Origin of the sequence: Roseomonas fluvialis, assembly GCF_022846615.1 — a bacterium.
GTDB lineage: Bacteria > Pseudomonadota > Alphaproteobacteria > Acetobacterales > Acetobacteraceae > Neoroseomonas > Neoroseomonas fluvialis.
Genome location: NZ_AP025637.1, coordinates 1,715,450 through 1,736,235, shown reverse-complemented (window position 1 = coordinate 1,736,235; position 20,786 = coordinate 1,715,450). Strand labels below are relative to the sequence as shown.

Below are 20,786 nucleotides of genomic sequence, written 5' to 3'. Positions count from 1 at the left end.
GGGAAGGCTACCCGCCGCCTGGACGGATGGCGATGGGCGCGGGAGGATGCGTCACCTGCATCGGAGGAACCGCAGTCCATGAAGCTCGCCTATTCGCCCAACAGCCCGTACGTGCGGAAGTGCCATGTCTGCGCCATCCTGCGCGGCATCGACGATCGCATCGAGTACTGGACCATTGCGACGGCCGACCCTGCGCTGGCGGCCGTGAACCCGCTGTCGAAGGTGCCGACCTTCATCACGGATGACGGCATGGCGCTGTACGACAGCCCGGTGATCTGCGAGTTCCTCGACAGCGTGGGCGACGCGCCGAAACTGATCCCCGCGCCGGGCCCCGCGCGCTGGCGCGCGCTGACGCTGGCCGCACTCGGCGACGGCATCCTGGACGCAACGCAGCCGCGCCGGCGCGAAGTGGCGCTGCCGCAGGACGAAGGGCGCGTGACCTACATCGCGCAGCAGCAACTGAAGGTGACGCGCGCGCTGGCAGTGCTGGAGAACGAAACCCTGGGCATGCTCGAGACGATCGGCGATGTCTCGGTCGCCTGCGCGCTCGGCTACCTCGATTTCCGCTACCCGCACGAACCGTGGCGGCCCGGCCATCCGAAGCTCGAGGCCTGGTACGCGAAGGTGTCGGCGATGCCGGCCATGGCGAAGACCGTCCCGCCAGGCTGAATCACGGCCAGGGGCCTTGCAGCGCCGCGCGGGTTTCCGCCACGCCGGCCTGCCAGATCCGATCCATGGCGGCGTCGGGCTTCTGCCAGGCGCCGCCGAAACTGCCATCGCCCAGCATCTCGCGCACCCGCACCGGCGGGCTGGCCTTCATCAGCGCGAGATCGACGCTGGGCTTCGCCCCCTCGGGGGCCGGGGCATGCGCAAGGCGCGTCCAGGGAAAGTTTTCGAACCAGTTGCCGTGGCTGGCGGACGGATCCTCGGCCTGCGCGGCCGCCCAGGTCGCGGGCGCGTTCCACCAGTTGTGGAACCTGAGCGACAGGCGCGGATCCTCGGCCATGATCTGCTGCGCCAGCGCACCCACTGGTGCATTTCCGCCATGCCCGTTGACGATCAGGATGCGACGGAAGCCTGAGGCCGCGACAGAGGCGATCACGTCACGCGCGACCGCCAGCAGGGTTTCCACGCGCAGGCTGACGCTGCCCGGAAAGGCTGCGAAGTACGGCGCGAGCCCGAACGGCATAACGGGGAAGACCGGCACGCCGAGCGGTTCCGCCGCCTCGATCGCAACGCGTTCGGCCAGGATGGCATCGACGCAGAGCGACAGCCCCGCATGCTGCTCCGTGCTGCCAAAGGGCAGCACGCAGCGGTCGTCCTGCGCGAGGTAGGCCTGGATGTCGCGCCAGTTGCTGTCGGCGATCCTCATCGCGTCACTGGCGAGACGTCCCAGGCGTAGGTCTCCTCGTCCGACCGCCCGACACGCAGTGCGGCGCGGTCGCGCCGCATCGCCCAGGCCGAGCCCACCGCCGCGATCGGGATCACCACCCGCTGCGCGGTGAACAGCGCGCCGACCTGCTGCAGCAGTTCCTCGCGCTTCTTGTCGTCCAGTTCCACGTTCGCCGCCTGGATCAGCCGGTCGATCTCGGGGTTGGAGAAGCCGTTCCAGTTGAAGGCGCCCAGGCGCAGCTCGCGGTTGTTCGTGTGTGCATTGGCCGCGTAGTAGTAGTTCGCCTCGCCGGTCAGCGTGCCCCAACCAGCGATGATGTTGGAGAGTTCACCCCGCGCGCGCGCCGGAAAAATCACCGCCGCCGGCTGGCCCGCCGCCTGCACCTCGATCCCGATGCGTGCCAGCATCTGCGCCATCGAGGTACCCACGCCATTGTCGCCGGGCAGGCGATTGTTGGTGAAGTTCAGCACCATGCGGAAGCCGTTCGGATAGCCGGCCTCGGCCAGCAATTGCCGGGAGCGCGCGACGTTCGGCGTGGGCAGCTGGATGGCCGGGTTGAATCCGAAGATCCCTGGCGTGACCATCTGCGCCTGCGGCGTGCCCATGCCTTCCATCGCCACTTCCGCCAACGCGCGGCGGTCGATGGCGAGGTCGATCGCCTCGCGCACACGGGCGTCGCGGTAGGGGTTGGCGGGCAGCCGCGACCCGTCGCGCGCGGTCACCTGCGGCGTGGTCTCGCGCTGGTCGAGCGCCAAGTTGAACACATAGACCGTCTCGGCCTTCACCACGCTGATCGCGCGATCGCGTTCGAGCGTCGGCACATCCGCCGCCGGCACGCGCACGATCATGTCCACCTGGCCGGTGCGCAGTTGCGCCACGCGCGCAGCGGGGTTGGAGATCTCGCGCCGGACATGCCGCGCCCAGGCCGGGCGCCCACCCCAATAGGCGTCGTTGCGTTCGACCGTGAATTGTTCGCGCGGCGTCCAGGACCCGAAGCGGTAGGGGCCGGTGCCGATCGCCGCGCGGCCCGAATTGAACGCCTCGTTCGAGGCTTCCGGCGTCAGCCCGGCGGTGGCGCGCGCCGAGACCACGAAAAGCCGGATGAAGTCGTTGGGCAGCGTGGGCGCCGGCCCGTCCGTCACCACGCGCAGCGTGTGCGGGTCCACCACCTGGATCTCGCGCACACGCCGCACATAGATGCTGGTTGGGTTGGGTCCGGACAGGGTCTGCATGCGGCGGATCGACGCCGCGACATCCTCCGCCGTCATGTCCGAACCGTCATGGAACTTCACGCCGCGGCGCAGGCGGAATTCCCAGGTGGTCGGGTTCACCACCGACCAGGATTCCGCGATGCCAGGTTCGATCTGCAGCCGGTCGCCCGATCGAGTCAGCGTGTCGAACACATGCGCCAACGATTCGGCATGGGTGCCGGTCGCGGTGAAATGTGGGTCGATGCTTTCGGGCCCGGCGATCACGCCCATGGTGAGCGTCTGCGCCGATGCGCCGCCGGCCAGGATGGCGCCAAGCGCGACAGTGGCGAGTGCGAGACTGCGCATGGTTCTTGTCTCCCCGTTGATGCGCGGGATGCTGGAATGCCTTGCGCCGCCTGTAAATGCCCCGATAGTCCAGGCCATGCTCGGCTACGTCATCCAGCGCCTGCTGCAGGCCGCCCTTGTCATGCTCGCGATGTCCGCGCTCGTGTTCGTGGGCGTCTACGCGATCGGCAATCCGATCGACGTGCTGATCTCACCCGACGCCACGCAGGACATCCGCGAGGCGGCGATCCGCCGGCTTGGGCTGGACTTGCCGCTGTGGCAGCAATACCTGGCCTTCCTCGGGCGGCTGCTGCGCGGGGATTTCGGGACGTCCTTCGTGTTCGGGATGCCGGTGCTGCAGCTGATCCTGTCGCGCCTGCCGGCCACGCTGGAACTGGCGCTGGCGGCGGTACTGATCGGCACGCTGGCGGGCGTGCCGCTGGGCATCTACGCCGGCTACCGGCCCGACAGCGCGGTTTCGCGCGCGATCATGGCGGTCTCGGTGCTGGGCTTCTCGGTGCCGACCTTCTGGGTCGGGCTGATCCTGATCCTGACCTTCGCGGTAAACCTCGACTGGCTGCCGGCCGGAGACCGCGGGCCGCTGGTGGACGTGTTCGGCATCGGCTGGTCCTTCCTGTCGCTGGAAGGCCTCTCCTTCCTCGTGCTGCCGGCGCTGAACCTGTCGTTGTTCAAGCTGGCGATGATGATCCGCCTGTCGCGCGCCGGCACGCGGGAGATCATGCTGACCGACACGGTGAAGTTCGCCCGCGCGGCCGGGCTCTCAGACGCCACCATCCTGCGGCGGCACGTGCTGCGCCTCATCTCCATTCCCATCGTCACGGTCTTCGGGCTGGAACTGGGCTCCACGCTCGCCTTCGCCGTGGTGACCGAGACCATCTTCAACTGGCCGGGCGTGGGCAAGCTGATCATCGATTCCATCACCTCGCTCGATCGGCCCGTGATGGTCGCCTACCTGGTGCTGGTGGCCTTCCTGTTCGTCACCATCAACCTCGTGGTTGACCTCTCCTACGCGCTGCTCGACCCGCGACTGCGGCGCGGCGGGGCGGCGGCATGAAGGCTTTCTGGCGCGAATACGCCGAGAACCGCGTAGCCCTGCTGGCGCTGGTGGTGGTCCTTGTCATCGTCGGCGCCGCGCTGTCCGCGCCGATCTTCGCGCCGCAGGACCCCTACGACCTCGCGAGCCTCGACCTGATGGATGCGCGCCGGCCGCCGGGCTTCGTGGGGTCGAACGGCTACGTGCATGTGCTGGGCACGGATGCGCAGGGGCGCGACCTGTTCTCGGCGATCCTGTACGGGCTGCGGATATCGCTGCAGATGGGGCTTGCCGCCGGCACCGTCTCGCTGGCCATCGGCGCGCTGCTCGGCATCCTCGCCGCACAGGCCGGCGGCTGGGTCGAGACCGCCATCATGCGCGTGGTCGACCTGCAACTCTCCTTCCCCGCCATCCTGCTCGCGCTGGTGCTGGTGGCGGTGCTGGGCCAGGGCAAGACGCAGCTGGTCATCGCGCTGGTGGCCGCGCAATACGCGTATTTCGCGCGCACCGCCTATGGCGCCGCCAGCGCCGAACGCCGCAAGGACTATGTCGAGGCCGCCGCCGCCACGCCGCTATCCACGCTGCACATCGTGTTCCGCCACATCCTGCCCAACGTCCTGCCGCCGCTGATCGTGGTGGCGACCGTGCAGGTCGCCAATGCGATCTCCCTGGAAGCCACGCTGTCCTTCCTCGGCCTCGGGCTGCCACCGACCGAACCCTCGCTCGGCATGCTGATCGCCAACGGCTTCCAGTACATGATGAGCGGACGGACCTGGATCTCGGTCTATCCCGGCATCGCGCTGATCGTCCTGGTTGTCTCGATCAACCTGGTCGGCGACCAGCTACGCGACCAGACGAACCCGCGGCTGCGCCGATGACCGCGCCATTGCTCGAAGTGACCGACCTGCGCACGCATTTCTTCACGCGCGCGGGCGTCGCGCGCGCGGTGGATGGCGTGTCCTTCTCGCTCGCCCCCGGCGAGATCCTCGGCCTGGTCGGCGAAAGCGGGTCGGGCAAATCCGTCACCGGCTTCTCGCTGATCGGACTGGTCGATCCGCCCGGTCGCATCGCCGGCGGGTCCATCCGCTTTGCCGGCCAGGAACTGGTCGGTCTGCCGGAGGACCGCATGCGCGCCATCCGCGGCAAGCGCATCGCCATGGTCTTCCAGGACCCGCAGGCCACGCTGAACCCGGTGCTGACCATCGGCACGCAGATGGCCCTCGCGCTCCAGGCGCATGGCCGCGTCTCGGACCGCGCCGCGGCCGAACGCGCCGGCGCCATGCTGACGCGCGTCGGCATTCCCGAGGCCGCGACGCGCCTGAACAACTACCCGCACGAATTCTCCGGCGGCATGCGCCAGCGCGTCGCCATCGCCATGGCGTTGCTGAACGGGCCGGAACTGATCGTGGCGGACGAACCGACCACCGCGCTCGATGTCTCGATCCAGGCGCAGATCCTGGCAGAGATGAAATCTATCGCCCGCGATTCCGGGACGGCGCTGATCTGGATCAGCCACGACCTCGCGACGGTCTCCTCCCTCGCCGACCGCGTGCTGGTCATGTACGCCGGGCGCATCGTGGAGAGCGGCCCGGTCGGCGCCGTGCTGCGCGCGCCGCTGCACCCCTATACGCGCGGGCTGCTCGACAGCCTGCCCGCCATGGCGAAGCCCGGCCAGCGTCTGGCGCAGATTCCCGGCAGCGCACCGTCACTGCTCGCGCTGCCCACCGGCTGCCCCTTCGCGCCGCGCTGCGCCCATGCCGATGCAGCCTGCGCCACGCCACCGCCGCGTGTGGACCGCCCCGGCCGCCACGCGCTGTGCCACCACCCGCTGGACGCCGCGGCATGACCGACATCGCGCCGGCGGCGCGTGGGACGGACATCGTCGCCGCCACGTCCCTCACCCGCCGCTTCGACCCGCATCTGTCGATCGGCGATCGCATCGCCGCCGCCTTCGGCGCGCGCGTCGAGACCCGCGCCGTGCGCGCCGTCACCGACGTCTCCTTCACGATCCGCCGCGGCGAGACCCTCGGCCTGGTCGGTGAATCAGGCTGCGGGAAATCAACACTGGGTCGCCTGGTGGCCGGCATCCTCGGCCCGACCTCCGGCAGCGTCGCGATCGACGGCGCCCCCATCATGCGTCGCGGCCGCAAGACCACCACGCGCATCCAGACCGTGTTCCAGGACCCCTTCGCGTCGCTCAACCCGCGCCGGCGCATCGACGCCACGATCAGCGAGGGGCCGATCGCGCATGGCCTCATCACCCGCGCGGCCGCGCCTGCCTTCGTGGCGGACTGGCTGGCGCGCGTCGGCCTCGACCCGGCCGTCGCCACGCGCTTTCCGCATCAGTTCTCCGGCGGCCAGCGCCAGCGCGTCGCCATCGCCCGCGCGCTGGCCATGAAGCCCGACATCCTGGTCTGCGACGAGCCGGTCGCGTCGCTCGATGTCTCGATCCAGGCGCAGGTGCTGAATCTGTTCCTCGACCTGCGCGCCGCGCTCGGCCTGACCTGCCTGTTCATCTCGCACGACCTGTCGGTCGTACGGCATGTCTCGGATCGCGTGGCGATCATGTACCTCGGCCGCATCGTGGAAATCGGCCCGGCGGCGGAGATCTACGCCACGCCGCGCCACCCCTACACCCAAGGCCTGCTCGACAGCGTGCCGAAGCTGCGCCTCGATGCCGATGCCGTCGGCTTCCGCCCGATCGCCGGTGAACTCCCCTCGCCGCTCTCCCCGCCCGAGGGCTGCGCCTTCCACCCGCGCTGCCCGCGCGCCACCGACCTGTGCCGCCGCGAACGCCCCCTGCTTGCCGCGCATGGCGCGGCCGAGGTCGCCTGCCACCACGCCTGAACAGGGGTGCCAAACGCCGCGCCCGCGCTATCCTCCCCGCCGCGACCACCAGGGGATGGAACCGTGACCGACAGCGCGAACGAAGCCGACTACGTGATCCTCGGCGGCGGTTCCGCCGGCTGCGTCATGGCCGCGCGCTTGTCCGAGGACACTGGCACGAAGGTCATCCTGCTCGAAGCCGGCCCCTGGGACCGCAACCCCTGGATCCACATCCCGATGGGCTTCGCGCGGCTGTACGTCACGCGCAAGTTCGACTGGAACTACCAGACCGAAGCCGAGCCGGAGCTCAACAACCGCAGCCTGTATTGGCCACGCGGGCGCGTCATCGGCGGCTCCGGTTCCGTCAACGGCCTGGTCTTCCTGCGCGGGTCGCCGCGCGACTACGACCGCTGGGCGCAATCGGGCGCGCGGGGGTGGTCCTACGACGATTGCCTGCCCGCCTTCCGCAAGCTGGAAACCTTCGCCGGCCCCGACAGCGACTTCCGCGGCAAGGACGGCCCCGTGCAGGTCGGCGAGGTGCCCGAGCCCTCCGCCGGCTGCCGCGCCTTCATCGCCGCCTGCGAGGCGCTCGGTTTCACGCGCAACCCCGACAACAACGGCGAATGGTTCGAAGGCGTCGCCCCCAACCAGCTCAACGTGCATCGCGGCTGGCGCTGGTCGCCGGCGACCGCCTACCTGAAGCCTGCGCTCGGCCGCGCCAACCTGGTCGTGCACACCGAACAACTCGGCCAACGCATCATCATCGAGAACGGGCGCGCCGTCGGCGTGGTGGTGCGCGGCCCGCAGGGCGAACGGACCTTCCGCGCGCGGCGCGAGGTCATACTGTGCGCCGGCGCGATCGAGAGCCCGAAGCTGCTGATGCTCTCGGGCATCGGCGACGGCGCCGCGCTGCAGGCCATGGGCATCGACGTCGCGGTGAACGCGCCGGAGGTCGGGCGCAACCTGCAGGACCACTTCATGGTCCGCTACGCCTTCCGCACCAAGCCCTGCGGCACGCTGAACGAGATCATGGCGAACCCGATCCGCGCCGCCGGCCTCGGCCTCGGCTGGCTCACCGGGCGCAACAACCAGATGGCGGTGGGTGCCTCGGAAGCCAGCCTGTTCGCCCGCGTGCTGCCGGGCAGCGAGGAACCCGAGGTGCAGTTCCAGTTCGTGAATTTTTCCCTGGGCGACCAATCGCGCGGCGCGAGCAGCCTCGCGAAATACCCGGGCTTCACCTTCAACTACTGCGTCTGCCGCCCCGACAGCCGCGGCGAACTCACGCTGCGCGCGCCCAGCGCCGAGGCGAAGCCGGTCATCCGCGCCAACTACCTCAGCGCGGCATCGGACATCCGCATCATGCTGGAAAGCCATCGCCTGGGCCGGCGCATCGCCGCCACCGAACCCTTCGCGAACCTGGTCGAGCGCGAGGAATTCCCCGGCCCCGCGACGCAATCCGACGACGAGGTGCTGGACTACATCCGCGCCAATGGCAGCACGGTCTACCACCCCTGCGGCACCAACCGCATGGGCGCGGACGACCGCGCTGTGGTGGACACCGACCTGCGCGTGCGCGGCCTGGACGGGCTGCGCGTGGTCGATGCCTCGGTCTTCCCGCTGGTGCCTTCGTCCAACATTCACCCCGCGGTGCTGATGCTGGCCGAACGCGCCGCCGAGATCATCCGCCGCGCCGCGTGACCGGAGCACCCGCACCACGACGCCGCGGCCATGCTGCAGCGCCGGACGCGCGCCTCACGCTCCGCGCCGTGGCAGCGCCAGCAAGGCCAGCAGCGGCAGCGGCGCCGCCACCAGGAACACCAGCCGGAAGGCGGCACCGAAGGCCGCTTCGGGCGCCGCACCGGCACCGAGGCGCGCGGCCTCGACCGCGCCGAACAGCAGCGTCAGCAGCGATGCGGCGCTGACCACGCCGATCGTCCGCGTGAGTTGCGTGAGGCTGCCGGCCACGCCGCGATCCTCGCGCCGCATGGTCGCCGTCACCACATCGGTATAGGCGAGCGTAAACAGCGCGAGCCCCAAGCCCTGCACCAGCAGCGCGGCCACAAGCGCGCCGAGCGGCCCGCCCAAGCCCACCATCAGCAGCCCCGCGGCCGACAGCACCGCGCCCAGCCCCGCCGCCACCCGCGCGCCGAACCGCGCCGCGACCCAACCACCCAGCCACGACCCGGCCACGCTGCCCACGGCATTCGCCAGCAGCACCAGCCCCAACAGAATCGGCGAAAGCCCAAGCCCGCGCGCCAGGTGGAAGGGCACCAGCAGCATCACCGCGAAGCCGGCGAATTGCACCAGCGCACTCGCCAGGTTCAACGCCGCGAAGCCGGGCCGGCGGAACAGCGCCACGTCGATGATGGGGTGCGCATGGCGCGCGCTGCGCCAGGCGAAGCCCGCCGCGCAGGCCAGGGCCGCCCCCGCCAGCACCAGCGAAACCGCCGCCGGCGCGCGGTTCACCGCAAGGACCGCGCAGGCGACCGTGGCCGTCAGCAGCACCGCGCCAGGCAGGTCGAAAGGCTCCCGCGCGCCGCTGCGCGCCGGCACCGCCATGCCGCGCGCTAGCCACAGTGCCGCCAGCGCGATCGGCGCGCGCACGCCCCAGACCGCCTGCCAGCCCAGCCACTGCACCAGCACGCCGCCCAGCACCGGGCCGACCGCGCCCCCCAGCGCGATCCCGGCTGCGTAGGCCGCCAGCGCGCGCACGCGCATCGCTTCCGGGTACAGCGCGGTCGCCAGCGCCGGCCCACAGCCCAGCACCAGCGCCGCCCCCACGCCCTGCAGCACGCGCGCGCCCAGCAGCCAGCCATAGGACGGCGCCAGTGCGCAGGCGATGAAGGCCGCCGCGCTCCAGGCCAGGCCGAAGCGGAACACCCGCGCATGGCCCAGCACGTCGCCGATCCGCCCGACCGCGAGCAGCAGCGCGCCATAGGTCAGCACGTAGCAGATCACCAGCCACTGGATCTGCGGCACCGCCAGCCCGAAGGCCTCGAGCACCGCCGGGAAGGCGACATTCACCATCCCGTCCAGCGGCACGATCGACGTGCCCAGCACCAGCGGCGCGAGGCGGAGCAACGCGCGCGGCGTCATCGCCCGGCGGGCTCCGCGCGCCGCCTCCGTCAGCCGACCGCGAGCAACTCCACCTCGAAGATCAGCGTCGCGTTGGGCGGGATCACGCCGCCCGCGCCGCGCGCGCCGTAGCCCTGCTCCGGCGGGATCACCAGCGTGCGGGTGCCGCCCACCTTCATGCCGGCGAAGCCGTTGTCCCAGCCCTGGATCACGCGCCCCGCACCCAGTTCGAACGAGAACGGGTCGCCGCGATCGCGCGAACTGTCGAACTTGCGGCCCTTGTTCTCCGGCGCGCCCTCGTCGAACAGCCAGCCGGTGTAGTGGACCGTGATGTACTGGCCGGGCGTGGCCTCCGCTCCGGTGCCGATCCTGGTGTCCGTCACGTGCCGTCTCCGTGTGCTGGTCGCGCCGCGCGCGCCGGTGCGCGCGGTCCGGGCGTGGTTACAGGGTCGCGCCGCGCCGGACCAGAGGGCGCGGGCGTGGCCGACAGCGGTTGCGCGTCAGCCCCGCCGCGCGCCCAGCCCGACCGCGCTGCCGAGCGCGCCACGGCCCTCCGGCGCGCCGGGCAGCGCCTTGGCGAAGGCGACGCGCCGCGGCGTGCGGTGGCCCGGCAGGCAGTGGCGCATGAAGTCGCGCAGTTCCTCCGCGAGCGCCGGGCCGGGTGAGGCGTCGGTGCGCGGGACGATGATGGCGGTCGCATGCTCGCCGGCCATCGCATCGGCGGGCCCGACCACCGCGGCCAACGCCACGGCGGGGTGCCGGCGCAGGCAGTGCTCGACATCCTCGGGGCCCATGAACTCGTTGCCGGCGGCCAGCGCGGCCAGGTCGTCCGCCGGCAGCGCCACGGTGCCGTCGGCCGCGATGCTGGCCGCGAAGCCGGTCGGCAGCCAGCGGCCCCGCGGCGCGGCGCCCTTCCAGTAGCGCAGGAAGGCGCCCTCATGAGCGCGCCGCACCACCAGGCGGCCGGCCTGGCCCGCCGGCAGCGGCGCCCCATCGGCGCCGAGCACCGCGACCTCATGCTCCGGCACCGGCCGGAGCGGCCCTGGCCCGCCGGCCAGCACCAGGTTGCATTCGCCGATGGCATGGGCGTGTCGCGGCGCGACCCCCAGACGCGCCTCGGCCCAGGCGGCCAATCCCGCATCGGGCGCCACGCCGCTGGTCACGAGGCTGCGCAGGCCAATCGCCCCCGGCCCCGGCAGGTCGGCCGCGTGCAGCACGCGCAGTGCGGCGGCGGGCAGCACGGCGTTGCGCACGCCATGCCGCGCCATCAGCGCGACCGCGCGCCGCGCGTCGAAGCGCGGCATCGCTGCCGCCAGCACCGGCACGCCGTGGCACAGCGCCGGCAGCAGCGCATCGAACAATCCGGCGCGCCAGCCCCAGTCCATCGGCGTCCAGACCAGGTCGCCCTCATGCGGGAAGCCGCCGTGCAGGTGGTCGATCGCGGCGAGTTGCCCGGCCAGCGCGCGATGCGCGTGCAGCACGCCGCGGACCGGCGCCGCAGTGTACAACAGCACGGCCGGGTCGCCCGGGTGCCGAGGCATGTCGGGCGGGCCAGGCGGCGCGCGGCCGGCTTCCTCCCAGAAGGAGAGCACGCCGCGGCGCGCACCCTCGGTGCCCAGCACCAGCCGCAGCCTGGGCAGGTGCCGCCGCAGCGCGGCGGTGGCGGCCAGGCCGGCATCGTCGGTGACCAGCGCCACGGCGCCGGCATCGTCCAGCCGGTGCGCGATCGCCCCGGCATCGAGCATGCGCGGCAGCGGCACCATGATGGCGCCGATGCGCCATGCGGCGAGCATCGCGACCACCGCCTCCGGCCCCTGCGGCAGCAGGATGGCGACGCGGTCGCGTGGCGCGATGCCCCGCGCGACCAGCACCTGCGCCATTCTGCAGGAGGTCGCGTGAAGCGCGTCGAAGCTGACGTCCTCGACCCGGCCATCCGGGTGCACGCAGACCAGCGCGGTCCGCGCGCTGCCATCGGCCCAGCGGTCGCAGCAGGCCGCGGCAAGGGGGGCCGCCGCGGTGGCGGGATTCAGCACTGGGTGCCCCGCGGATGGCGCGCATCTGCCGCACTGCGGCCGGCCAGCGCAGACCGGGCCGAAGGCTTGGATCGGTCGCGGGCGGTCGGGGGGCCGCAACGCGTCATGGTCAGACCTGTCCTCCGGCGGGGGGCCGGCGTGTCGTGCCGCGCCGGGGGGCTGGCGTAGCGGGCATGGGGGCCACCAACGCCTGTTCTGGCGCCGGGGATGCCAAAGTATTCGAGGGAGTCACGACCTTGTGCAATGGTGATTCTGCGGGTCTGCACAACGTATTTGGGGTCCCAGACACAACTTGTGCGGGCTGTACGCAGCATCACTTCGCCGAATTCGCGCGTCCGCCCCGGCGCGGCGCCCCCTGCGGGAGTGATGCCGCCCAGCGCCGCGCAACCGGTCGCAAAGCCGCGGATATGGCGCCTTGCGGCTGCACCGCGGCCGGTACCACGCCGTACCACCAAGCGCCTGGCGGCGGCGCCGGTCGAATTCTTTGGACAACGCCCAGGAACGAATGCTCGTTGCGGGTTTTGACAGGATTGTCTTCGCCCGGATGGGCGATACACCAAACATTCCGCGCAAGGTTCGAAAACCGGGGTGATTCTCTTCTGCAACACTCGGCAAAGACAATCGCGCGCGGCGGCCGAGAAGCCCGCTTGCCTGTGTCGCGCTGCGACTCGCCGGGGCAGAATGCCGACTCGGGCGGGCACCCATGTGCTGCGCGCCCGGCCATGGCTGGCAGGTGCGGGGGCATCGCAGGTCATGGCGGAGGTCAGGGGGTCATCGATGAACCAGGTCGTCACAGGCATGTTTCTGCGCGAACGCTCGAGCGCGTCGCGCGGCGTCACCGAGCCGAGTGTCCGGCCGATCGCCGCGGCCGCGGCCGCGATCGAACGCTGCCTGGCCCAGGCCCACGAGGTCGGCGATACCGAAGCCGTGCGCCTGCTGCATGCGGTCAGTGCCCTCCTGGTAGTCTCACCAAAGACGCGATGAATTGTTGAATTATTCAATCATGGGTTTTGTTCCGGCAAGCGGATAGGCCGCCAGTCCCGTCAACCGGGCGTGAATTCGTATCGCTGGCGTTGCTTCACCGACGATCCCGGTCGGATGGCCGCATCCGGCCGCCTGAAGATGCGCGCGAGATCAACGGCCTGGCGAGGTTCAGGGAGCCGCGCCAACCCTAGCCGCCTGGGCGCAGCCGCTGCGCGACCGCGCGCGCGACCGCCGCCGTGCCGTCCCGCCCGCCGATGTCCGGGCTGCGCAGCCCCGCCGCGAAGGCTCCGTCCACCGCGGATTCGAGCTCGGCGGCAGCATCCGCAAAGCCCTGGCCGGCGCCGCGCGCGCCCAGCCAGTCCAGCATCATCGCCGCACTCAGCAGCGTCGCTGTCGGGTTCGCCAGGCCGCGCCCGGCGATGTCGGGCGCGGTGCCATGGGCGGGCTGGAACACCGCATGGGCATCGCCGATATCGGCCGAGGGCGCGAAGCCCATGCCGCCCACCAACCCGGCGCCGAGATCGGACAGGATGTCGCCGAACATGTTCTCGGTCGGCAGCACGTCGAACTCCCAGGGGCGGCGCACCAGGTCGAGCGCCATGGCATCGACGTAGTGGCTGCGGCTCGCGACGTCGGGGAACTCGGCAGCCACCTCGGCGAAGATGCCGCGCATGAAGGCGAAGGCGCGGAACACGTTCGCCTTGTCGACCAGCGTCACTACGCCCGGCCGATTGCGCGCCTCCGGGCGCCCCCCACTGTGCGCCTCCGCGCGACGCCCACTGCGCGCCTCCGCGCGACGCCCACTGCGCGCCTCGGCGCGACGCCGCGCCAGCTCGAAGGAAAACCGCGCGAGCTTCTCGGTCACCGGTCGGGTGATGCGCAGCGTCTCCTCAGCCATGTCGTGGCTGACAGTTCCGCGGTCGCGCGAGAAGAACAGCCCCTCGGTGCTCTCGCGCACGATCACCAGGTCGATGTCGCGCGCACGCGGGTCGGCCAGGGCGACCGGCACGCCGGGAATGGCGCGGAACGGCCGAACGCCGGCATAGAGGTTAAGGCGGAAGCGCAGGTCGAGTTGCGGGGCGATCTCGGTGCCGTCGGCCGTGCGGATCTCGGGCCAGCCCATCGCGCCGAGCAGGATGGCGTCGGCCGACGCGGCGGCGGCGAAGGTCTCCTCGCTCATGGCGGTGCCGGTGTCGCGGTAGCAGAAGGCGCCGGCGCGCAGGGTCTCGAACGCCAAACCGATACCGTGGCGCTTCGCCAGGGGTTCGAGCACGGCGAGCGTGGCCTCGGTCACCTCGGTGCCGATGCCATCGCCGGGCAGCACGGCGATGCGCAGCGTGTTGGACGGGGTCGGCATGGCGGGCGGGCCTTTGGTGCAGGACGGTACGCAGGCTAGCGCGTTTTCCGATCAGACGGCACGGGCTGCTGGGCCCGCCAGGGCGGGCCCGCGCCGCGGGTGCCCAGGTGCCGCGATTCCGCCCGCATGGCGCCACCCCGCGACCATCGGCGCGCGCCATCTTCAATGGGTCATGCGCACCATCCTGCCGATCGCCGCCGCCGTCCTGCTCGCCGCGTGTTCGAGCATGGACACGCATCGGATGGCCTGTTCCGACCAGCTCGGCCTCGCGCCTTCGATTGCCGTGAAGGACAGCGCCGAGACCGAGCCCGACCCCGCGGTTGAATCCTGCGCCGCGCAGCGCCGCCTGGCTGAGGAACGCGCGGTGGGCCAGGGCATCGCGGTCGGGCTGGGGGCGGTGGCGGTGGGCGCGGTGCTCGGGGCGTCGTCCGGCCATGGCAGGCCGGCGCCGCGGGGGTATCGGCGGGCGTATCGTCGGGGGTGGTGAGCGGTGCAGCCGCAACGTCTCGGCCGAGCGGGAGACGTTGAGGGGCGAAGCCGGCGCAAGACACGCGGCGTCCAACTCGCGCCGGACTGGTCACCGCATGGAACGGTGCATGCCGCATACGTCGCGAGAGATGAAGAAGAGTGGCGTCCCCTCCCGCAGCAAGGGCACCTTCGCGCAGCGCAACCGGGGCGACCCCGAGCGACTCGGAGTCATCCTCGCCGACGCTGATCGTATACGCGACCTCGCTGCCCGCCTCACGCCCGCCGCCGGCCGCCTTTGGCTGGTGGTCGCAGCGCAGTCCAGGGGTGGCAGGAAGCGGGCAATGCATGGGGCAAGCTCTCCCGTCCATTCATCTGCAACGCCGCCATGACCCGGCAGCGGGACCTCGGCGAAGCGGGATATGTCACGCAGGAGGACGGCAGGACCGAACTGCACGCCGGCGGCACTTTTGGCAACCGGGCGGAAGGCGCGGGAGCGCATCAGGATCGGCGAGGAAGCGCGACGCAGCCACTCATCCGCTACCCGCCTGCGCCGCTGCGCTCGCTGGCCCCATGGGGACGTTCGAGGGTGCTCCCGCGCTGGTCAGCGCGCAGGCCCTCACGGCCGCGATCGGTGACACGTTCTCGACAGAAAGTCGGGCTTTTGACGGATCAGGCGACGAGAGGCCCGCGCATCATTTTCTCGTCGCGTGCAGCCAAAGCGCACGGCTGTCCAAGGAGGGCGTACGGTTTGTCCAAAGAGGGAGCGCGGGGAAACTGCTCTTCTCGCCACCCAACCCTGGCCTGCGCGGCACGGCGGTGGCGACGACGGAATGCGCAAGACTGCCTCGGCTGCGCTACCGCCCGACGATCAAAGTAGGCCGCCCTGGGTCGGTGCGCGGCGCGCTCCACCAACGACTACGTGAGGTCGACGTCTCGCCTGCGAGTATTCGTGGCCCATACTCATGCTCGTCGATCTGCACACCGCCCCAAGAGGGTATGGGCTCATCGATCCTGCTGGTCATGGCCCCCTGTCCAGACGCACGGTCCGGAGCGGCGAAGACTCGTGATGCCTGCAAATCCCAATCCCGTCGCGGCTTTCGAGACGCCGAAGGCCCCTATCCCTTCGGCCAAAGTCACCTTTTCACGAAATCTCCACGTCGGAATCCTCATTGCCCGCATGTGGAGTCCCAATGGCCTGATCGATCGAAATAACAAACGCGAATACTTCGCTATGGCAGACCCGTCGACAGCCTTGCCCCGGCGCCCCTCCCAGGAGCAGCCCGAACACGTTACCATTCCGCCATGGACGCGCCGACTCCCCCGGACGATATCCTACGCCCGAGCTCCACGCCCGCCAGGTCATCGGTGGCGAATTCACCAGTGCCGGTTGGAGCGTTAAGGAACGCGATGCTGTGCACCTCCGGGGGGCCCCGGCATGGCTGTCGTCGAGAACCGCACCAACAGCACTCCCGGCTCGCCGGGGTGATCGCCATAGTCGACGCATTTCTCACGCAGATGCGCCCAAGGCGGGCGTGAGGCGGCGCCCGCCGACCGCGAATAGCCGTTCGACGGTCGTCAGCACAAAGCGCTATGGCAGAGCACCAAGCAGATCAGCGAAATGGGGAGACGTCGGTTTCTATGACAGACTTGGTTAAGCTTACGGCAGGTCCAGCCTCTCTGGCCGCAGCATTGATCCAGCGGTCTCTGTTGGTTCAGGAGCGAGCCAGGTTGGCCAAGGAGAATGCTGACGCTGCTCAGCGCAAGATGGCCGACTTGGAAAGACAGCTGGCCGACGTTCAGGCCAGCACCAGTTGGCGGCTAACGGCTCCATTGCGTGCCGTCGGCTATGCACTTCGCAGCGTCATCTCGCGGCGACGGGCCACGCCTGAGGGCCAAACGCGTTCGGAGCCCGCGTGCGACACCGAACTCGCAACCTCACAACGACGCCACCCCGAAGATGAGGCGAAGCAGGAATTTCGTCGGAGTTGCAGCAACGCTTTGGCCGCATTCCTCGCCGGCAGCACCAGACTGGCGCTCCCTCGCTCGGCCACCCCGCGGGTCAGCGTGATCATCGTCGTGCACAATCAGGCTGAACTCACGTTTGCTTGCCTTGAGTCGCTCGCCCGCGAGGCTCCGCTTGATACGGAGGTCATTATCGTCAATAATGCATCGACAGATTCTACGTCGGCGTTGCTCAAGCGGATCGATGGCGTGTGCGTAGTCAACGCCTCGGAAAATCTCCACTTCCTTCGTGGCGTCAATCGCGCCTCCCTAGAAGCGCGTGGGCGGCACCTGCTCCTGCTGAACAACGACACGATAGTCGCGCCCGGCGCGATCAAGGCGGCGTCGGATCGGCTGGACCAGGAACCTGATCTCGGTGCAGTGGGAGGAATGATTCTCCGCCTTGATGGTACCCTGCAGGAAGCCGGCTGCATCACCTGGCGTGATGGTCACTGCGAAGGCTACGGGCGCGGTGAACATCCCGAATCGCCCGCGTTCGCCTTCACCCGCGACGTGGACTACTGCTCCGGCGCCTTCCTCATGGTCCGCCGGCAGGTTTTCGAAGCACTGGGCGGTCTGGACGAGGTCTTCGCGCCCGCGTATTTCGAAGAAGTCGATCTTTGCATGCGAATCCGTGCTGCGGGGTTCCGAGTTGGCTACGAACCCCGTGCCCAGATCACGCATTTTGAATACGGCAGCGTCGAGTCCTCAGCTTCCGCGAAAGCTTTGTACGATCGCAACCACGTTACCTTCGTTGAACGTTACGGTTCAGTGCTACGCTCTGCACACCTGGATCCAACTCGAGGCGCACTCGCGGCTCGGGCCCGGACTCCGCATCCCGGCGCAGTTCTACTTCTCGACGGGGCGGAGGATGTCGGCGACGAAACAGACAGCCTCTTTCGTGACGCCTTCACGTCGCTCCGACTGGCCGGGACCGCAATAACCTATCTTCGGCTCGCGCCCACGGATCGGCCGGGAATGGAGGAAAATGCGCTGCGGCGGTCGGGCATTGAGGTGGTCCGCGCTGCAACACTTTCGGAGATCCGTGCCTTTCTCGCCGAGCGTGAAAAATTCTATTCGCTTGTCATCCACTCCGCGAGCAAGAACGTACACCTCGTAGACGAAGCCATCGCGGCGATCAGCTCTACATTGATCAAGGACGAAGCCATCGCGCTCGGCAGGGCAGATGTTCGCCGGGGCCGTCCTGCTGAAGGAGAAGAATCGCGTGAAGACCGCAGCTGACATCTATCGGTTCAACGTCGACCCAGACTCCGATACCGCGGCGGCGAACGTCCTGCGGTTCGTCGGCCGCGACAAGAAGGTGCTCGAGATCGGCGCTGGGCCGGGCTCGATTTCCCGTCCACTGCGGGAGTTCAACGGCTGCCGCATGAGCGCCGTCGAGATCGACGAAAGGAGTGTCGAGATCCTGCGTGGCTTCTGCGAGGAAGTCTGGCGCCGCGACCTGAACGATCCGTCATGGGCCGAGGGAATTCCGAACGCTGTGTACGACAATGTGGTGATCGCCGACGTTCTCGAGCATATCGTCGATCCGTGGACCATGCTGCGGCGCGCGGCCGGCTTCCTTAAGCCGGGGGGAAGTATCGTTGTTTCAATCCCTCACGCCTCCCATGCAGCGGTACTGGCGTGCCTTCTGAACAACGATTTCGACTACCGTGACTGGGGACTGCTTGACCGTACGCATATCAGGTTCTTCAGCATGAAGAACCTGCAGGCGCTGTTCGAGGGGGCCGGGCTGCGGATCGCCGATTTCTCCTTTGTGCTCAAGCATCCCGCCGAGACGGAATTCGCCGACGCCTGGCTCGCCCTGCCGCCCCGGACCCGCGCCGTGCTTGAGACCGGGGACTACGCCAATGTCTATCAGGTCGTGCTGCGGGCCGTGCCTGAAGCGAGCGCGGGCACGCTGCCAGGCCGCGTGCTCACGGCGTTCCCCGCGCCTCCGCTCTCGAAGCTGAAGTATATCGCCTTCTACCTGCCGCAGTTCCACCCGATCCCCGAGAATGATGAATGGTGGGGCAAGGGCTTCACCGAATGGACCAACGTCACCAAGGCGCAGCCGCTCTTCACTGGCCACCAGCAACCGCATCTTCCGACCGAACTCGGGTTCTACGACCTGCGTGTGCGCGAGGTGCAGCATCAGCAGATCGCGCTGGCCAAGGCTCATGGCGTCGATGCCTTCTGCTTCCACTACTACTGGTTCAACGGCAAGCGGCTGCTCGAACGCCCGGTGCTCGATTTCCTTGCCGACACGAAGGCGGATATCGAGTTCTGCCTCTGCTGGGCGAACGAGAACTGGACGCGGAAGTGGGATGCCTCCGAGCACGAGGTGCTGATGGAGCAGACCTATTCGCCCGAGAACGACATCGCCTTCATCGACAGCGTCATCCCCTTCTTCCGCGACCCTCGCCATCTGCGCGTCAACGGCGCGCCGGTGTTGGTGGTCTACCGGCCGCAACACATGCCGGATGCGCGCGCGACCGCCGAGAGATGGCGCGCGCATTGTCGTGAGGCCGGCATCGGCGAGATCCACCTCATCGCGGCGCTGACGCACGGCAACGATGACTTTGAGCAGTTCGGCTTTGACGCCGGGGTCGAGTTCCCGCCGCACAACGTCCATACTTCCCCGCGCCGTCCGCCGCAGAACCTGGTGGACAAGGTGGACGCGCAGGAGCCGCTGACAGGCATTATCTGGGATTATGGCGAGGTGGCACGAAGCTTCATCGCGCAGGACCATACGGGTAGGCGCGTCTATCGCGGCGTCTTCCCGGCCTGGGACAACACCGCGAGAGTCGGGACGCGGGCGGTGATCATCCAGGGCGGTACGCCAGGGAACTACGAACGCTGGCTCGACGCCACATCCCATCGCACCGTCGCAGAACGCGCGCCTGGTGAACGGCTCGTGTTCATCAATGCCTGGAACGAATGGGCCGAGGGCTGCCACCTCGAGCCGTGCCGGGAGTTCGGGCGCGACTTCCTCGAGGCGACGCGACGGGTCAAGACTGGGCATTCGACGGCCGATGTTGAATGGGAAGCCGCCCTGCCCGTTGCCGGACAACCGGCGCGGGCGGCAGCCCGCGCCGCCGCGCCGCCGCGTCCCGCGGCCTATGCGCCCGATACGCCGCTGACCACGCGTCTGGCGATCAAGGTCTCGAACGCGCTGCAGCGCTACCCGACGCTGCACGACGCGGCGCGCTCCGCGTATCGCGTGACGGTGAGACGGGACGGCACACGATGACGGACGGCGGCGAATACTCGCGCCGTTTTTTCGCGCGTGGCGGACTGCTGGCGGACAAGTGGGCTCAGTACCTACCGGTCTAAGACCGCGAGATCGCGCCCTTCCTGGCCGCGGGCAAGCCGGTCCGCCTGCTCGAGATTGGGATCGCCGCCGGCGGGTCGCTCGCGATCTGGGAAGCCCTGCTGCCACCGGGGTCACGCATCACCGGGATCGACATACACCCGGCCTGCGCCGTTCTGCCCTTTGGGCCGGCCGTCGATGTGCACATCCTCGACGCATCGGATCCTGCTGCTCTCGATGCCGCACTCGGCGATGCTGTCTTCGACATCATCATCGACGATGGATCCCACAGGTCGGAACACGTCATCGCCACCTTCGGTGCATGCTTCCGCCGTCTCGCGCCCCGCGGGATCTATATCGTCGAGGATCTACACGCATCCTATTGGCCGGATTGGGGCGGGCGCTATCGTGCCCCAGGCTCGTCGATCGAATTCCTGAAGACCCTGGTCGACGCACTCCATGCTGACCATTTCGCACCATGGGATACGGGCATCCCAGAGGATGAGCGCGCCCGCCTTGTGGTGCAGGGGGCCGAAATCACCCGCGTCACCTTCCATGATTCGATCGCCGTCATCGAACGCGGATCAGATACGCGGTCAGCCCCCTATCCCCCGCGTCTCAAGCGGCGGCGATCGCGGCCCGGATGTGACTTCACAGGCCCCCGCGGGCGGATTGCCCGAGGGATCGGGCGGCACCGTCGTGTGCTAGGCCCTCGCGGCGCGGGGTAGGCGCCGTGTCGCCGCGCCG

The 20,786-nt window shown here is 69.5% G+C and carries 17 protein-coding genes; 11 read left to right on the top strand and 6 right to left on the bottom strand.

Annotated features, from left to right (window positions below; translation table 11 throughout):
- Positions 1 to 78: 78 nt before the first annotated feature.
- A complete protein-coding gene (locus MWM08_RS08495; RefSeq protein WP_244459012.1) occupies positions 79 to 669 on the top strand; it encodes a glutathione S-transferase family protein in 591 nt (196 codons plus the stop codon).
- 1 nt (position 670) lies between these two features.
- On the opposite strand, the gene MWM08_RS08490 is transcribed toward MWM08_RS08495, so the two are convergent.
- On the bottom strand, positions 671 to 1,372 hold the full coding sequence (locus MWM08_RS08490) for a creatininase family protein (RefSeq protein WP_244459011.1): 702 nt from the start codon (positions 1,370 to 1,372) through the stop codon (positions 671 to 673).
- Positions 1,369 to 2,949, bottom strand: a complete 1,581-nt coding sequence (locus tag MWM08_RS08485) for an ABC transporter substrate-binding protein (RefSeq protein WP_244459010.1) — start codon at positions 2,947 to 2,949, stop codon at positions 1,369 to 1,371. The genes MWM08_RS08490 and MWM08_RS08485 overlap by 4 nt, the downstream gene beginning before the upstream one ends.
- Before the next feature lie 76 nt (positions 2,950 to 3,025).
- Here MWM08_RS08485 and MWM08_RS08480 point away from each other — a divergent pair, with 76 nt between their 5' ends.
- From MWM08_RS08480 to MWM08_RS08460, 5 genes are all read left to right on the top strand, one after another.
- Positions 3,026 to 4,003, top strand: coding sequence for an ABC transporter permease (locus tag MWM08_RS08480; RefSeq protein ID WP_244459009.1), 978 nt, complete (start codon positions 3,026 to 3,028; stop codon positions 4,001 to 4,003).
- Positions 4,000 to 4,860: an ABC transporter permease gene (locus tag MWM08_RS08475; protein WP_244459008.1), complete on the top strand. Its 861-nt coding sequence runs from the start codon at positions 4,000 to 4,002 to the stop codon at positions 4,858 to 4,860. The genes MWM08_RS08480 and MWM08_RS08475 overlap by 4 nt, the downstream gene beginning before the upstream one ends.
- On the top strand, positions 4,857 to 5,828 hold the full coding sequence (locus tag MWM08_RS08470) for an ABC transporter ATP-binding protein (RefSeq protein ID WP_244459007.1): 972 nt from the start codon (positions 4,857 to 4,859) through the stop codon (positions 5,826 to 5,828). Before MWM08_RS08475 ends, MWM08_RS08470 begins: the two co-directional genes overlap by 4 nt.
- The gene (locus MWM08_RS08465) at positions 5,825 to 6,829 is read left to right on the top strand and encodes an ABC transporter ATP-binding protein (protein WP_244459006.1); all 1,005 of its coding nucleotides are present in this window, start codon (positions 5,825 to 5,827) and stop codon (positions 6,827 to 6,829) included. The genes MWM08_RS08470 and MWM08_RS08465 overlap by 4 nt, the downstream gene beginning before the upstream one ends.
- Positions 6,830 to 6,892: 63 nt before the next feature.
- A complete protein-coding gene (locus tag MWM08_RS08460) occupies positions 6,893 to 8,506 on the top strand; it encodes a GMC family oxidoreductase (protein WP_244459005.1) in 1,614 nt (537 codons plus the stop codon).
- Positions 8,507 to 8,560: 54 nt separating this feature from the next.
- Here the strand turns inward: MWM08_RS08460 and MWM08_RS08455 are convergent, their stop codons facing one another.
- The 3 genes from MWM08_RS08455 to MWM08_RS08445 form a co-directional block, all read right to left on the bottom strand.
- Positions 8,561 to 9,904 (bottom strand): MFS transporter, encoded by a 1,344-nt coding sequence (locus tag MWM08_RS08455; protein ID WP_244459004.1) that lies wholly within the window; start codon positions 9,902 to 9,904, stop codon positions 8,561 to 8,563.
- 29 nt (positions 9,905 to 9,933) lie between these two features.
- Entirely contained in the window at positions 9,934 to 10,266 is a 333-nt protein-coding gene (locus tag MWM08_RS08450) for an FKBP-type peptidyl-prolyl cis-trans isomerase (RefSeq protein ID WP_244459003.1), read from the bottom strand.
- A gap of 117 nt (positions 10,267 to 10,383) precedes the next feature.
- On the bottom strand, positions 10,384 to 11,916 hold the full coding sequence (locus MWM08_RS08445) for an AMP-binding protein (RefSeq protein ID WP_244459002.1): 1,533 nt from the start codon (positions 11,914 to 11,916) through the stop codon (positions 10,384 to 10,386).
- Positions 11,917 to 12,693: 777 nt separating this feature from the next.
- Here MWM08_RS08445 and MWM08_RS08440 point away from each other — a divergent pair.
- Complete coding sequence (locus MWM08_RS08440) at positions 12,694 to 12,900, top strand: hypothetical protein (protein ID WP_244459001.1); 207 nt, start codon at positions 12,694 to 12,696, stop codon at positions 12,898 to 12,900.
- 187 nt (positions 12,901 to 13,087) lie between these two features.
- On the opposite strand, the gene MWM08_RS08435 is transcribed toward MWM08_RS08440, so the two are convergent.
- Positions 13,088 to 14,257 carry an isocitrate/isopropylmalate dehydrogenase family protein gene (locus MWM08_RS08435; RefSeq protein ID WP_244459000.1) on the bottom strand — a complete coding sequence of 390 codons (1,170 nt, stop codon included), beginning with the start codon at positions 14,255 to 14,257 and terminating at the stop codon, positions 13,088 to 13,090.
- 172 nt (positions 14,258 to 14,429) lie between these two features.
- Between MWM08_RS08435 and MWM08_RS08430 the strand changes: the two genes are divergently transcribed.
- The 4 genes from MWM08_RS08430 to MWM08_RS26510 all read left to right on the top strand — a co-directional run bounded on the left by MWM08_RS08430 (position 14,430) and on the right by MWM08_RS26510 (position 20,767).
- Positions 14,430 to 14,744 (top strand): hypothetical protein, encoded by a 315-nt coding sequence (locus MWM08_RS08430; protein ID WP_244458999.1) that lies wholly within the window; start codon positions 14,430 to 14,432, stop codon positions 14,742 to 14,744.
- Positions 14,745 to 16,453: 1,709 nt separating this feature from the next.
- Entirely contained in the window at positions 16,454 to 17,968 is a 1,515-nt protein-coding gene (locus tag MWM08_RS08425) for a glycosyltransferase family 2 protein (RefSeq protein ID WP_244458998.1), read from the top strand.
- Positions 17,913 to 19,979: a glycoside hydrolase family 99-like domain-containing protein gene (locus tag MWM08_RS08420; protein WP_244458997.1), complete on the top strand. Its 2,067-nt coding sequence runs from the start codon at positions 17,913 to 17,915 to the stop codon at positions 19,977 to 19,979. The genes MWM08_RS08425 and MWM08_RS08420 overlap by 56 nt, the downstream gene beginning before the upstream one ends.
- A 92-nt stretch (positions 19,980 to 20,071) precedes the next feature.
- The gene (locus MWM08_RS26510; RefSeq protein WP_423816043.1) at positions 20,072 to 20,767 is read left to right on the top strand and encodes a class I SAM-dependent methyltransferase; all 696 of its coding nucleotides are present in this window, start codon (positions 20,072 to 20,074) and stop codon (positions 20,765 to 20,767) included.
- Positions 20,768 to 20,786: the final 19 nt, after the last annotated feature.